This is a genomic window from Burkholderia sp. KJ006 (genome assembly GCF_000262695.1).
GTDB classification, from domain to species: Bacteria; Pseudomonadota; Gammaproteobacteria; order Burkholderiales; family Burkholderiaceae; genus Burkholderia; species Burkholderia vietnamiensis.
Genome location: NC_017921.1, coordinates 1,788,603 through 1,803,536 on the forward strand (window position 1 = coordinate 1,788,603; position 14,934 = coordinate 1,803,536).

The following is a 14,934-nucleotide window of genomic DNA, read 5'->3' on the forward strand; positions in this document are numbered from 1 at the left end:
CGTGCGTTCGCGGCTCAGTCGGCCAGCACCCAGGTGTCCTTGGTGCCGCCGCCCTGGCTCGAGTTGACGACGAGCGAGCCTTCCTGCAGCGCGACGCGCGTGAGGCCGCCGGGCGTGATGCGGATGCGGTCCGACACCAGCACGAAGGGCCGCAGGTCGACGTGGCGCGGCGCGAGGCCGGCGTCGGTCAGGATCGGCGTCGTGGAGAGCGCCAGCGTCGGTTGCGCGATGTAGTTCGCCGGCCGCGCGCGCAGCTTCGCGGCGAACGCGGCGAGCTCGGCCTTCGACGCGCACGGGCCGACCAGCATCCCGTAGCCGCCCGAGCCGTGCACTTCCTTCACGACCAACTCGTCGAGATGGGCGAGCACGTATTCGAGGCTGTCGGCGTCGCCGCAGCGCCACGTCGGCACGTTCTCCAGCAGCGCCTTGCGGCCGGTGTAGAACTCGACGATCTCCGGCATGTACGAGTAGATCGCCTTGTCGTCGGCGATGCCGGTGCCGGGCGCGTTCGCGATCGTGATGTTGCCGGCGCGGTAGACGTCCATGATCCCGGCCACGCCGAGCACCGAGTCGGGCCGGAACGTGAGCGGATCGAGGAACGCGTCGTCGACGCGGCGGTACAGCACGTCGATCGCGCGAAAGCCTTCGGTCGTGCGCATCGCGACGCGGCCATCGATCACCTGCAGATCGCTGCCTTCGACGAGATGCACGCCCATCTGGTCGGCGAGGAACGAATGTTCGTAGTACGCGGAGTTGTGGATGCCCGGCGTGAGCACGGCGATGGTCGGATTGTCGGCGTTGCCGCCGGGCGGGCACACGGCCGCGAGCGACTGGCGCAGCATCTGCGGATAGGTCTCGACCGGGCGTACCTTGACCTGCTGGAACAGCTCCGGAAAGAGCTGCATCATCGTCTCGCGGTTCTCCAGCATGTAGGACACGCCGGACGGCGTGCGCGCGTTGTCCTCCAGCACGTAGAACTGATCTTCGCCGGTGCGCACGATGTCGACGCCGATGATGTGCGTATAGACGTTGCCGGGCGGCCGGAAATCGATCATCTCGGGGATGAACGCCTCGTTGTGCGCGATCAGATGCTTGGGCACGATGCCCGCGCGCACGATCTCCTGGCGATGGTAGATGTCGTCGAGGAAGGCGTTGAGCGCCATCACGCGCTGCTCGATGCCGAGCGACAGGCGGCTCCATTCGGCGCCCGAGATGATGCGCGGCACGATGTCGAACGGGATCAGGCGCTCGGCCGCCTGGGCGTCGCCGTAGACGGCGAACGTGATGCCCGTCCTGCGGAACACGGCCTCCGCATCGTGGGCCTTCTGGGCGAGGCTGGCAGGGTCCTGCGTGTCGAGCCACTGCTTGAGGCGCGCATAAGGCGCCCTCACCATGTCGCCGGATTGCAGCATTTCATCGAATGGCTTCATCGATCTTTTTCTCCATCGATCATTCTTCCCGGCATTGCGCATGCCGGACCGGCGTAAATACTGCTTTGCAAGGACCGTGCCTTGCCGTACCCGTGCGTTTCCCCCGTTTTGCACCGCCCCGCGCACGCTTGCGCGCCATGCCGCACCATGTCGGTGCAACGGCGGCCCGGCGCGTCGCATCGACAGCGTGCAATTGCGCGATCACCGCGCCAGACGTCGAACTTAGTGCGCGTGCGTGTCACGCGTATGCAATCTGCACCGCGACGATTCGCCGGCACGCCGCGGCCCCGAATCGCGGCTGAAGCGGGCCGGCCACGGTTGCCGCGGCCGGCCCTTGGGGAAGTACCGTCTGCGGCGCCCGGTTCGACGCGATGAACTAACCGGTTAGCCGGTTCCGGCGTCTCAAACTTATGCAGCCGTAATGCCGCCGACAATGCCCATGCATATTTCGACTGACACCGATCGAAAAAAAACATCGGTCTGCTCGCGGCGAGGCGCGGTACGCTAGAAAGTTCGTGCAGCGAATCCGTGGCGCCGCGCCGTGGGCGCCCGACTATAAAAAGCGAAGAAAGAAATGGAAGCAAAGTGGCTGGAAGATTTCCTGAGCCTCGCGGATACCAAGAGTTTTTCCCGGGCCGCGCGTCATCGGCACCTGACGCAGTCGGCATTCAGCAGACGAATCGCCGCGCTCGAAACTTGGATGGACGCCAAGCTGGTCGACCGCAGCATCAACCCGGTCGCGCTGACGCCGGCCGGACAGATGTTCCGCGCGCTGGCGGCGGACATCCTGCGCAGCATGTACGCGGCACGCAACCTCGTGAACGGCTACGACCAGTTCGCCGCCAGCGATCAGGTCGTGCGCTTCGCGGTCGCGCATACGCTGGTGTTCACGCTGTTTCCCGAATGGCTGAAGCAGTTGAACGGCGAAGTCGGCAATGTGACCGCCCGCGTGAATGCGGTGAACGTGCCGGAAGGCGTGCAGCAGCTCGTCGAAGGTGAATGCGATCTGCTGCTCGGCTATCACCATCCGCAACTGCCGATCGTGCTCGATCCCAACCATTTCCCGTTCGTCACGCTCGGCGTCGAGCGGATTCTGCCGGTGTCGACGCCCGATGCGCACGGCAAGCCCGTATTCGAGCTGCCGGGCGCCGCCGATGCGCCGCTGCCGCTGCTCGCCTACTCCTCCGGCGCGTTTCTCGGCAACGTCGTCGAAATGCTGCTGCTGAATGCGGCGGGGCCGTATGCGCTGCACCGGTGCTTCGAGACGCATATGTCCGAGGCGCTGAAAGGCATGGTGGTGGCCGGCCACGGCATCGGCTGGCTGCCGGAGAGCTGCGTGGCGAAGGAGCTCGCCGACGGCTCGCTGGTGCGCGCGGGGTCCGCCGATTGGGTCACCGAGCTGGAGATCCGGCTGTACCGCTCGGCGCGCCAGCGCGGGCTCGCGGCCGAGCAGCTGTGGACCTACATCATGAACCGGCCGCGCGCAGCGAACGACGCCGCCGTGGGCGGTCAGTCGCCTGCCACGGCAGCGGTGCGCGTCGCGCGCGGCAGCGCGCGCGGGCGGTAGCGGCGTCGCGGTTCGCGGGGTACGTCGGCGGCGATCCTGCACGCGCCGGCCGATCGCCCAGGCGGGCGCGGCTGCACATTTTTCGAGCCTGTGCCGGTAAATATGCAGGCCGCCGCACGCGCGATCAAATCGGCCGTCACACCAAACGTTTGCGAATCCGGACCGCCGTTATTGCCGAATGCAAAATCGATCGCCGCCGCTGCGCGATTCGTATGCCGGAAATACCTCGTTACAAAACAAAATAAAAATCTCGACTTGCGCGCAATGGTGATAATCACCAAAAACGTCGCACCCTCATTTACTACCGATTGAATCTGTACATTCGCCGTCACTGCAGCGACTCGAATACAGACGCAAATGTTTCTTTTATCAGTCGTTATTTTTCGGCACGAAGTTCGGTACAACCACCACGCAGAGACCTGCTTCCTGCCATTCCTACCGCGGCCCAATTTCGACGACCGGAAATAGCGACTTTGTTCAGAGCTGATTCATTTCGTCCAATTAATCCATATTCCGTTTAAATAAGACCTTTAAAGCGCGTCCGATATCCGCCACCCGCGGTTGTTTGTTCAAAATCCATCGTGTATCAATAGCGTGTCGCAAAAGAACGCCGTTAATTTCGACCCGGAATAAATCAGTGCGATGAATTCCGGATGGAGGTGACAATGTCTTCCTCGTCGCTCAAGAAGCATGCGCGCGTGCTCGTCGGCGTCGTCGCATTTGCATGTCTCGCGCATGCCGGCGCCCAGACGCAGCCAGGCGGCGGTGCACCTGCGTCGGGCATCGCGCCCGGTCGCTACATGATTTCGTACATCTGCGGCGACGCACGCATCGACGGAACCGCGCCGCTACCGCCTGACGGTCGCCCGTACAACCTCGGCGTGTCGTTCGTGTCGGGCGGCACCGGGCAGCCGCTGTCGAACGTTCAGGTGCGGCTCAGACGACATGGCCGCGTACTCGTCGAGTTCAAGTCGAGCGGGCCGCGCTGCCTGTTCAGCGTGCCCGACGCGAGTTACCGGATCGAAGGAACCTATGCGGGCGCGACACAGTTCGCGGTCGTCGAAACGGGGGCGCTCACCACGCAACTGAAGTGGTAGGCGCCGGCCGATCGCGCGCGGTTGCGCCATCCATCGGATCCGCGCGCACCGAGGAGCATCGAATGACTCGTGGAGAACGACCGGGCGACTCCCCCGCCGGGCCACCGAAACCCTCGTGGGGCCCCGGCAGGAATGCGGCGCTCAGCGTCGTGGCGTTTGCCGCGATCTTCGGCGCGTTTGCGCTCGTCGAGCGCAACCCGGGCCGCGGCCACGCAAGCATCGCCCGCGACGTGGCGGGCGAGATCGGCACGGCCGTCGGCAAGTATCGCAACGCATTCGTCGCCGCGTCGGCACCGGTCGGCGCCGCATCGACGGCCGCGCTGTCGGCGTCGCTCATCCCGCCGCCATCGGCCGCCGACGCGAAAGCGCCCGCCGCACCGCAAGCGGACGCCGGTTCCGCCGCGAAACCGCCGCGCGGTGCGGACCCGCGGCACGCGGCGCTCGCGACGAGCCCGCACGACACATCGGGCGGCGCGCGCGTAACGGACACGGGCGACACGCACCGGACGTCGCGTTCGCCAGCGCCGGGGCACACGCGCAGGCACCGCGCGGCTGCGTCGCAACTGCGGCCCCCAGCGCAAAAGCAGCTCCCTGTGCAGCCGCCCGCGCCGGCGCAGTCGTATCTGACCGACGCGGCCCGGATGGAGACCACCAGCGTCACGCACGACGAGCTCGCAAGCGCTCGTGCGCTGGCAAGAGCGCGCCGGTGCGCGCAGCTCGACCAGTGGCAATGCGTCGAGCAAAACGCGAGCCGTGCGCTCGCCATCGATCCGACGAATAGCGAATCGCGTGCGCTGCTTGGGCAAGCGATACGCAATCGTCTGTAGACGGTCCACGGCCGGCGGGCATGGCCGCCCGCCCGCGCGATCGCGGCGACGTGCGTCGCCGGGCGCGCAACGGTCGTGACCGATTCGGACAGAGGAGACATCGTGGCCAGCAATCGCCAGCAACAATGCACGTCCGTCGCGCCGCCCAACCGGCGGATCCTGCTGCATGCGCCCCTGCTGTTGCTGCTCGTCGCGTCGGGCTCGTGTCTGGCCGGCGAAGGCGATGCGTCAGCTCTCGGCGCGCGCGAAATCGCCGAGGCCGACGCCGGCGGCGGGCGCGATGCGCTGCCGCCCGATATGCAGCCGGCCGGTACGACGGTGCAAGTCGTGCAGGTGGCCGACGCCGAGCCGCCCACGGCGCCGCCCCCGATCGCCCGGGCCTCCGATGCATCGATGCAGGTCGCGCAGGCGCGGCAGGCGTCGCGCCTGCAAGCGTCGGCGAGGCCGACCACGGTCGTCGTCGAGCCGGATACGTCGCCGCCAAGCGAACCGCGTGCGGTCGAGCCGGCGCTGGCCGCTCCGGTTCGGTCGATGGACGCGGTCGGCACGTCGGACGCCGCCTCCGCGGACACGATGCCGGACACGACACCGGCCGCTGAGCATACGCCGGATGGATCGCTGCACAGTTCGCCGGGTGCGGCTGAGTCGATGTCGTCGGTGTCGGTGTCGGCCTCGTCGCCGTCCTCGCCGTCCTCGGTGTCCTCGGTGTCCTCGGTGTCCTCGATGTCCTCGATGTCGTCGCCACCTTCACCACCCGCTACACCGCCGACGCGCACGCCTACTGCGCCGCCTACATCCGCGTTCGCCCTGCCCCAACCGCCCACGCCAGCACAGCCCACACCGGCCACGCCGCAACTGCTAGCCCAGGCCGCGCCCCCCGCTGCACCGACCCGAACCGCCTCGGCATCCGCCCCGCCGCTGCCGGACGCGCCCACCCTGCGGCCGCCCGGCGCGCAACCGTCCACGCTCGACGCGCCGAACTCGCTGTCGCCCGGCGCCCAGCTCCCCGGCGATACGCCGCAGCGCTCGCAAGGCCCCGACGTCGAGGCGCCGAACGCGCAGGCGCCGAACCTGCGAACCGCCGACGTCGCCACCGTGCGCAACGACGTATTCGGCCTCGCGGCGAGCGGCGGCGCGGTCAAGGCGCTCGAGGAAGCGAAGGCACGGCCCGACGCATTCTCGGCCGTCGACGTCGCGCAGCTGGAGGAACTGTCGATACGTCAGCAGGTCCGCGGCGGCCGCGACAAGTCGCGCTCGATGACGAGCGCCGACCGCTTCGACGGGATCGACGACGCGCTGCGCGCCGCCGACGATCTCGACCAGCGGATGCCGCCGACCCCCGAGTATTCGCCGGTCCGCACCGCGCTCGCCGGCGACCGCACGATCGCGCATGCGGCACGCGGCGACATGAAAACGGCCGTCGCGACGTTCGAGACGATCCCGTCCAACGCGGAGATCTCGATCGACGCGCTCGCGGCCGTCGGCGATGCCTACCTGTACCTGAGCGAACCGGCCAAGGCGCACGCCGTATACGAGCGTGCGCTGAAACAGGCCACCGCATCGCCGACGGACCGCGCGACCCGCGGCTTCCAGTACGGCGCCCGCACGCGCGCGATCGAACTGCGCGAAGGGCTGTTCTGGTCGTACGTCGACCAGGGCCGCGCGGCCGACGCCGGAAAAGTGCTCGACGACATGCGCACGTCGCTGCCGCCCGCGAAGGAGGTACGCAACTACGGCCCGGAAGAAAGCGATTATTTGCGCTACTACCGGCTGCGCGCGCAATACCTGATCGTCACGGGGCACGTCGACGAAGGGATCGCCGCGCTCGAACAGCTCGAGAAGGAGGTGCCGTTCAATGCGGAAATCCGCGCGGCGCACGCCGACGCGGTGTCGGGCCAGTCGCATCCGCGCCAGGCGATCTCGATGTACCGCGCCTCGCTGACCGATCATCCGGACAGCGTCGAGATGCTCGCCGGTCTCGGCCGCGCGGCGCTCGCGGCCGACGACTACGCGAGCGCGAAATACGCCGATCAGACGCTCGGCAACACGTTCCCCGACAGCGGCGCCGTGCGCAGCTTCAAGCGCGACTACAACGCCTATCGCAGCCCCGTGTTCACGACGGAACTGAGCTACGAACACGGCAACAGCGCACTGGCCGACAACAGCTTCACGTCGGACAGCTATCTGTACTCACAGCCGTTCGGCGACAACTGGCGCGTGTTCTCGCATACGTTCTTCGGCTACGCGCAGACCGATGCCGGCAGGATCAGCCGCACGCGCACCGGCGTCGGCGGCGACTACCGGCACGGGCCGCTGACCGTGCAGGCGGAAGCCACGCGCTCGCTCGGCACCGATGGCCGAACCGGCGGCCGCGGCACGATCGCCTACGCGCTGAACGACTACTGGACCGTGAGCGGCGCGCTCGACAGCAACGACAACTCGCTCCCGTGGAAGGCCTATGCGGCGCACATCTGGGGCCGCTCCGCGAACGTCGCGGTCGTGTATCGCCAGAACGATCGCCGCGAGGTCCGGCTCAGCTACGGCGTGAACCGCTACAGCGACTCGAACCTGCATCAGGAGATCGCGGCGAGCGCGACGCAGCGCGTGTACACGTCGGCCAACCAGCTCGTCAACGTGTCGCTAGATCTCGGCACCGACAGCAACACGCGCCAGGACGCACCGTACTTCAGCCCAGGCCGCGACTATGCGGCTGCCGTCACCGTGATGCACCAGCTGATGCTGTGGAAGAAGGGCGACATGGGATTGCAGCAGCGCGTGTCGGTGTCGGGCGGCATGTACAACGAGCGCGGTTTCGGCACGAGCGCGCTGTGGAGTGCGCGCATCGAACACGCGTGGACCTTCAAGCGCGACATCACGCTCAGCTACGGCATCGAGGTGAGCAGCCACGCGTACGACGGCCAGCGCGAGCGCTCCGAAACCGGCTTCCTGTCGGTCAACCTGCCGTTCTAGCAAGGAGATCGGACAATGCAATCGAGACGGACCTTCATGTGCGGATGCGTCGGCACGTTTGCTGCCTGTTCGTTGTTCCCGGGCGTGACGGGGGCCAAGATGATCGACCTGCTGCCGCCGTCCGATCCGGCCGACGGCAAGACGTTTCGCGTGATCTGCCTGCATGACGTGCGCGACAACCTGATGGCGTCGTTCTCGTCCGCGTCGGCGATGGTCGACCCGTTCGCGGTCGACACCGGCACGCTGACGGCGATCTTCTCGTGGCTGCAGACCAACAACTATCACACCATCACGGTCCGCCAGATCGAGGAGTCGCGGCGCGGCGGCAAGCCGCTGCCGCCGCGTGCGGTGCTGCTCACGTTCGACGACGGCTACCGCAGCCACTACACCAAGGTGCTGCCGCTGCTCGAGCGCTTCCAATATCCGGCCGTGATGGGCATCGTCACCGCGTGGATCGACGCGCCGCCCGATCTGCCGATCCGCATCAGCGACAAGGTCCAGGTGCCGCGCGACTACTTCATGTCGTGGGACGAGGTGAAGCAGATCGGCCAGTCGCACCTCGTCGAGCTGGGCTGCCACACCCACAACCTTCATCACGGCGCGGTCGCGAACCCGCAAGGCAACGAGCTGCCGGCGACCACGTCGCATCTGTATCTCAAAGACGAGAAGCGCTATGAAACCGACGCCGAGTTCGAAGCACGCGTGCACGACGACCTGCAAACCTGCGTGCGGCAGATCCGCGAGCGCACCGGCATCGTCGCGCGCGCGATGGTGTGGCCGTACGGTGCGGAAAACCAGCCCGTGCGCAGGATATCGACGTCGCTCGGCATGGACATCCAGTTCAGCCTCGATGCCGGCCCGAACACGCCCGACGTGCCGTTGGACCGACTGAGGCGGATCCTGATGATGTACGACGTCGACATCGGCGGGTTCGAGCGCTCGATGCGCGAGCCGGCGTCGAACCGCGGCGACGTCGACGTGCCCGAGCGCATCGTGCAGGTCGATCTCGATCAGGTCTACGATCCGGACCCGGCGCGCCAGGAAGCCAATCTCGGCAAGCTGATCGAGCGCATCTACCGGATGCAGCCGAAGTCGGTCTACCTGCAGGCCTATGCGGACCCGAAGGGCACGGGCGTCGCCGAAGCCGTGTATTTCCCGAACCGCCATCTGCCGATGCGCGCCGACCTGTTCTCGCGCGCCGCGTGGCAGCTCAACACGCGCTCGAACGTGCAGGTGTACGCGTGGATGCCGGTGCTCGCGTTCCGGCCGCCGTCCGACAAGCTGCGCGGGCTCGCGGCCGTCACCGCATACGGCGGCGCGCCGGCGCGCGAGAACGGCACGCGCGTGTTCCGGCTGAGCCCGTTCGATCCGGATGCGCGACTGATGATCGAGCAGATCTACGAGGATCTCAGCAAGCACGCGTCGTTCAGCGGCATCCTGTTCAGCGACGACGCCGTGCTCGACGATTACGAGGACGCAGGCCGGCATGCGCTGCACACCTATTCGCTGTGGGGACTGCCGGCCGATGTCGGCAAGATCCGCGAGAGCCCCGACCTGATGAAGCGCTGGACCCGCCAGAAATCGCGCTACCTGATCGACCTGACGCGGCAGCTCGAACAGATCGTGCTGGCTTATCAGAACGTCGGCGACGTGCTGACCGCGCGCAACCTGTTCGCGCTGCCGGTGATCAAGCCCGAGTCCGAGGCGTGGTACGCGCAGAACTACGACGACTTCCTCGCGACCTACGACTACGTCGCGTTGATGGCGATGCCGTACATGGAGCAGGCGAGCGACCCGGAGCGCTGGCTGGACCAGCTCGTGCGCACGGTGCGCGCGAAGCAGCGCGGGCTGCAGCGCACCGTATTCGAACTGCAGTCGTACGACTGGCATGCGCGCAAGGAGGTGTCGGCCGGCACGCTGCTCGCGCAGATGCGGCGCTTGCGCAGCGAGGGCGCGGTGAACTTCGGCTACTACCCCGACAACTTCCTCAACGGCCAACCCGAGCTCGACGCAATGCGCGACGTGATGTCGCTGAAGTCGCGCCTCGACCCGACATCGATCAACGCGCTGATGCAGATGCAGAACGCGCAGGGGACCCGGACGCCATGACCAGCCACAGCCTCATCCAGCGCGTGCAGGACTTCGTGTTCTACTACCCTTTCTTCATGTCGTATCTGTGGATGATCGGCGGCGTCGTTCACTACTTCCTGCTCGAGGAAGGCCGCACGCTCGGCACGCGCGCGATCGCGGCGAGCGGCATTCCGAAGGTCTCGATCGTCGTGCCCTGCTTCAACGAGGCCGCGAACGCGCGCAGCGTGATCCGCCACCTCGATGCGATGGATTATCCGAACTACGACGTCATCGCGGTCAACGACGGCAGCAAGGACCGCACCGGCGAGATCCTCAACGAACTGGCCGTCGAGATTCCGCGCCTGCTCGTGATTCACCACGCGCGCAACGAAGGCAAGGCGGTCGGACTCACCACCGCCGCAGCGGTATCGAACGCCGAGTATCTGCTGTGCATCGACGGCGACGCGCTGCTCGCGCACGACGCGATCGGCTGGATGCTCGAGCATTTCGTGACCGATCCGGGCGTCGGCGCGGTCACCGGCAACCCGCGCATCCGCACGCGCACGTCGCTGCTCGGCCGCATGCAGGTCGGCGAATTCTCGTCGATCGTCGGGCTGATCAAGCGCACGCAGCAGGTGTACGGCCGCATCTTCACAGTGTCGGGCGTGATCACGATGTTCCGCAAGACCGCGCTCGCCGACGTCGGCTACTGGAGCTCGGACATGCTGACCGAGGACATCGACATCAGCTGGAAGCTGCAGTGCCGCGACTGGCGCGTGGTCTACGAGCCGCATGCGCTCAGCTGGATCCTGATGCCCGAGACGCTGAAAGGACTGTACCGACAGCGGCTGCGCTGGGCGAAGGGCGGCATCCAGGTGCTGCTCAAGTACGCGGGCACGCTCGCGCGGCCGACCCAGATGATGATGTGGCCGCTGTTCGCGGAGTATCTGATCGGCATCGCATGGGCGTACGCGATGTCGTTCATCCTGCTGCTCGCGCTGATCGACGTGGTGTACCCGCTCCCGGCGAACTGGCATGTGTCCGTGGTGCCGCACTGGCACGGGATGCTGCTGGTCGCAACCTGCATCCTGCAGCTGATCATCGGCAGCATGATCGATCGTCGTTACGACGAAAAACTCCTGATGTACTTCCTTGACACCATCTGGTACCCCGTGGCGTTCTGGCTGATCAGCATGATCACCACCGTCGTCGCGTTGCCCGCCGTCGTACTGCGGGGCCGCGGCAAGCGCGCCGTGTGGGTCAGTCCCGACCGAGGCATTCAACATGAAGAACGCGCCGATTATTGACCTTTCCCTGCGTGCGCCGCACGAGATGATCGCGGAGCGCGGCACGCTCGTCGGCCCCGTGCTGGTCGCATGGTTCCGCCTCGTGCGGCCCGCGCTGGTGGGCGGGGTCTGGGCATCGATCTGCATCTATACGTACCGCTATCTGCTGCCGTTCAACGAGGCCGAGATGCCGATCGAGCAGATCGTGTTCTATGTGACGAGCATCGCGCTGATCGCCGGCACCATCGTCACGTGGCTGATCGCGGGGCGCGTCGTGCATCCGCTCGCGTACCGGCTGCGCGTATCGAAGATGCTGCGGCGCTCGGCCAGCGTGCAGGCGCGCTCGGTGCCCGCGCACGCGCTGGCCGGCGCACGCCGCCACGGCGCGCGGCGCACGACGCGCATTCTGGTCGCGTCGCACGACGCGAACGGCTCGATCGCCGGCATCGAATGGATCGCGCACGCGGGGCCGCAGCCCCGCGAGTAGGTCGGCGTGCGCGTCCGTCCGCGCGCGGCGCATCGTTCGCTTTGCGCCGCGCGCCGGGCGGCAACTTCCCGTTCTGTAGACGAGGTGAATCATGTGCGGAATCGTCGGAGCAAGCGGCCTGAACAATCAGGTGCCGCAACTGGTCAAGGCGCTGAGCCGGCTCGAGTATCGCGGCTACGATTCGTGCGGCATCGCCGTGCTGCGCGACGGCCGCCTGCGCAGCGAACGCACGCTGCGGCGCGTGGCCGACCTGCAGGACCGCGTGCTGACGCTCGGCCTCGAAGGGCAGACCGGCATCGCGCACACGCGCTGGGCGACGCATGGCGCGCCGTCGGAAATGAACGCGCACCCGATCATGTCGGGCGACACGATCGCGGTCGTACACAACGGCATCATCGAGAACCACGACACGCTGCGCGCCGAGCTTCGGCAGCGCGGCTACATGTTCCGCGGCGAGACCGACACCGAGGTGATCGCGCATCTGATCCACAGCGTGTATCGCGACGATCTGCTCGACGCGGTGAGGCGCGCGGTCAAGCGGCTGCACGGCGCCTATGCGATCGCGGTGCTGAGCGCCTGCGAGCCGCAGCGGCTGGTGGCCGCGCGCGCCGGCTCGCCGCTCGTGATCGGCATCGGCGCGGACCAGAACTATCTGGCGTCCGACTGCGCGGCGCTCGGCGAGCTGACCGACCGCTTCGTCTACCTCGAAGACGGCGACGTCGCGCTGATCACGCCCGAGCGCATCGCCGTGGTCGATTCGATCGGCAGCGACGCGCAGCGTCCGCTGTGCGTGGTCCGGGCGCGCGACCACGACGCGGCGCTCGGACCGTATCGTCACTTCATGCAGAAGGAGATCTTCGAGCAGCCGAAGGCGATCGCCGCCACGCTCGACGGCGTCGACACCGTGTCGCCCGCGCTGTTCGGCGACGACGAAACCGCGCGCGCGCTGCTGTCGAAAACGCGCAGCGTGCTGCTGCTCGGCTGCGGCACGAGCTACTACGCGGGCCTCACCGCGAAGTACTGGCTGGAGGGCATCGCGGGCATCCGCGCGCAGGTCGAGATCGCCAGCGAGTATCGTTATCGCGAGACCGTGCCCGATCCGCACACGCTGGTCGTGGGCATTTCGCAGTCGGGCGAAACGGCAGACACGATCGGCGCGATCGAGTATGCACGCGCGATGGGCCAGCATCTGTCGATGGCGATCTGCAACGTCGCGACCAGCTCGATCGCGCGCACCGCCCCGCTCTGCTTCCTCACGCGCGCGGGCATCGAGCTCGGCGTCGCGTCGACCAAGGCGTTCACGACGCAACTCGTCGCGCTGTTCCTGCTGACGCTGACGCTCGCGCGGCAACGCGGCCGGCTCGACGACGCGCAGGTCGCGCTGCACCTGAACGGGCTGCGCGCGCTGCCGGCGCGCATCGGCCACGCGCTCGCGCTCGAAACGCAGATCATGGGCTGGGCCGCGAAGTTCGCGCGCGCCGACCACGCGCTGTTCCTCGGGCGCGGCATGCACTATCCGATCGCGCTCGAAGGCGCGCTGAAGCTGAAGGAGGTGTCGTACGTCCACGCTGAAGGCTATCCGGCCGGCGAGCTGAAGCACGGGCCGCTCGCCCTGGTGACGAGTGCGATGCCGGTCGTCACGATCGCGCCGGACGACCGCCTGTTCCAGAAGCTGAAATCGAACATGGCGGAGGTGCGCGCACGCGGCGGCCGGTTGTACGTGCTCGCCGGCCAGCATCTGGGGATCGACGCCGACCGCGACACGCACGTGATCCGCGTGCGCGAATCGGGCGATGCGCTGTCGCCGATCGTCAACGTGATCGCGCTGCAGCTGCTCGCGTACCACGTCGGCTGCGCGCGCGGCGCCGACGTCGACAAGCCGCGCAATCTCGCGAAATCGGTGACCGTCGAATGATGGGGCGGCCGGCCGTCGTCGCGCATGCGGGCGGGCGCGGCGCTCGCGCGCGGCTCGGGGCGGCGCTGTGCGGCGTCTGCTGGGCTGCCGCGGTCCCGTCGCTCGCGTGTGCAGGCACCTCGGCCGTGCATACCGTCACCGTGCAGGAACGCGCCGCGCCGCAGGACGACGGCGACCCGCGGCGCTTCATGCACGGGGTCGGCGTGGCCGACGCCGGCGGCGGGCGACGCTGGGTGTTCTTCAGCAGTTCCGGCATCGCGCCGCGCGGCGCACTGCGCAGCGGCAACTGGCCGCACGACGTGTACGTCGGCGAATGGCTTCCCGGCAAGCCGCGGATGCTGCGCGTCCATACGTTCATCAGCCGACCGGAGGCGCAGGAGCCCGTGTCGATCGCGCAGAACCCGCGCGGCGACATCTTCGTCACGTTCGAGGACGGCTGGAATACGCCGCAGGTGGTCAGCCAGCGATACGGCATCTATCGGCGCGACCTGAAACCGGTCAAGCCCTATCCGAACGACGTCGAGTCGGGCGGACATTCGGGCCATGTCGCCGCGGTCGGCGAACGCTTCGTCGTGTTCTATTCCACCGATTGGATCGACGGCGGCGGCGTCGACAACCTCGGCACCGGCAACGGCGTCTATGTGAAAACCTACGATGCCGAAGGACGCGTGCTGAACCACGTGCCGGTCACGCCGCATCGCCGCGAATGGTGGCCGCTGGTCGCGGGCTCGCCGCGCCGCGCGCTGCTGGTCTGGCAGAAGTACATCGCCGGCAGCACCGACGCGACGCTCGAATACGCGATGTTCGATCCGGTCACCGCGAAGCTCGACAAGCTCGGCACGCTGAGCGACGCGATCCAGTACTACGTGTACTCGTCGGCCTACGTGCCGGCGATCGACCGCTTCGTCGTCGTGACGACGACGGCCGACGAGCGCGGCGTCGCGATGCTGATCGATCCGGACGGGCGCCGCGTCGCGACGCTCGACTGTCTGCCGGCGTCGGTGCGGGAGTCGGGGATCGGCATCGACGGCGCACACGCGTACGTGCCGACCCGCGACGGCCGGCTGCTGACATTGGCGCTGTCGCCGACCGGCATGACCGTAAGCGGCGTGCAGCGCTCGCCGGTGCCGTGGGGGGCGACCGGCATCGTCGGATTCCCGGCGCGCGCCGCCGCGATGCATTTCGTGTCGCTGACACCGACCGGCGTACGCGAAGCCGACTTCGACACGGCGCGCGAGACGCCATTGCCGGACGCGGACGCGCAGTGTGCGCGCCGCTGACCATC

The 14,934-nt window shown here is 67.6% G+C and carries 11 protein-coding genes; 9 read left to right on the forward strand and 2 right to left on the reverse strand.

Annotated features, from left to right (window positions below; genetic code table 11):
- Window positions 1-14: 14 nt before the first annotated feature.
- Window positions 15-1,430, reverse strand: coding sequence for a circularly permuted type 2 ATP-grasp protein (locus tag MYA_RS21875; RefSeq protein WP_011881958.1), 1,416 nt, complete (start codon window positions 1,428-1,430; stop codon window positions 15-17).
- A 574-nt stretch (window positions 1,431-2,004) separates the two neighbouring features.
- Here MYA_RS21875 and MYA_RS21880 point away from each other — a divergent pair.
- Entirely contained in the window at window positions 2,005-2,997 is a 993-nt protein-coding gene (locus MYA_RS21880) for a LysR substrate-binding domain-containing protein (protein ID WP_014725091.1), read from the forward strand.
- On the opposite strand, the gene MYA_RS31400 is transcribed toward MYA_RS21880, so the two are convergent.
- Window positions 2,940-3,329 carry a hypothetical protein gene (locus MYA_RS31400; RefSeq protein ID WP_131754126.1) on the reverse strand — a complete coding sequence of 130 codons (390 nt, stop codon included), beginning with the start codon at window positions 3,327-3,329 and terminating at the stop codon, window positions 2,940-2,942. The two genes, MYA_RS21880 and MYA_RS31400, sit on opposite strands and share 58 nt — an antisense overlap.
- 333 nt (window positions 3,330-3,662) lie before the next feature.
- Between MYA_RS31400 and MYA_RS21885 the strand changes: the two genes are divergently transcribed.
- From MYA_RS21885 to MYA_RS21920, 8 genes are all read left to right on the forward strand, one after another.
- Window positions 3,663-4,094, forward strand: a complete 432-nt coding sequence (locus MYA_RS21885) for a hypothetical protein (protein ID WP_014725092.1) — start codon at window positions 3,663-3,665, stop codon at window positions 4,092-4,094.
- 62 nt (window positions 4,095-4,156) lie between these two features.
- Window positions 4,157-4,921 carry a hypothetical protein gene (locus MYA_RS21890; protein WP_011881954.1) on the forward strand — a complete coding sequence of 255 codons (765 nt, stop codon included), beginning with the start codon at window positions 4,157-4,159 and terminating at the stop codon, window positions 4,919-4,921.
- A gap of 102 nt (window positions 4,922-5,023) precedes the next feature.
- Window positions 5,024-7,891, forward strand: a complete 2,868-nt coding sequence (pgaA, locus tag MYA_RS21895) for a poly-beta-1,6 N-acetyl-D-glucosamine export porin PgaA (protein ID WP_014725094.1) — start codon at window positions 5,024-5,026, stop codon at window positions 7,889-7,891.
- 15 nt (window positions 7,892-7,906) lie between these two features.
- Window positions 7,907-10,000, forward strand: a complete 2,094-nt coding sequence (gene pgaB, locus MYA_RS21900) for a poly-beta-1,6-N-acetyl-D-glucosamine N-deacetylase PgaB (protein ID WP_014725095.1) — start codon at window positions 7,907-7,909, stop codon at window positions 9,998-10,000.
- Window positions 9,997-11,268, forward strand: coding sequence for a poly-beta-1,6-N-acetyl-D-glucosamine synthase (pgaC, locus tag MYA_RS21905; protein ID WP_011881951.1), 1,272 nt, complete (start codon window positions 9,997-9,999; stop codon window positions 11,266-11,268). The genes pgaB and pgaC overlap by 4 nt, the downstream gene beginning before the upstream one ends.
- Complete coding sequence (locus MYA_RS21910; protein ID WP_014725096.1) at window positions 11,246-11,734, forward strand: hypothetical protein; 489 nt, start codon at window positions 11,246-11,248, stop codon at window positions 11,732-11,734. Before pgaC ends, MYA_RS21910 begins: the two co-directional genes overlap by 23 nt.
- A 91-nt stretch (window positions 11,735-11,825) precedes the next feature.
- Window positions 11,826-13,649 (forward strand): glutamine--fructose-6-phosphate transaminase (isomerizing), encoded by a 1,824-nt coding sequence (glmS, locus tag MYA_RS21915; RefSeq protein ID WP_014725097.1) that lies wholly within the window; start codon window positions 11,826-11,828, stop codon window positions 13,647-13,649.
- Window positions 13,649-14,929 carry a hypothetical protein gene (locus MYA_RS21920; RefSeq protein ID WP_014725098.1) on the forward strand — a complete coding sequence of 427 codons (1,281 nt, stop codon included), beginning with the start codon at window positions 13,649-13,651 and terminating at the stop codon, window positions 14,927-14,929. Before glmS ends, MYA_RS21920 begins: the two co-directional genes overlap by 1 nt.
- The last annotated feature ends 5 nt before the right edge of the window (window positions 14,930-14,934 follow it).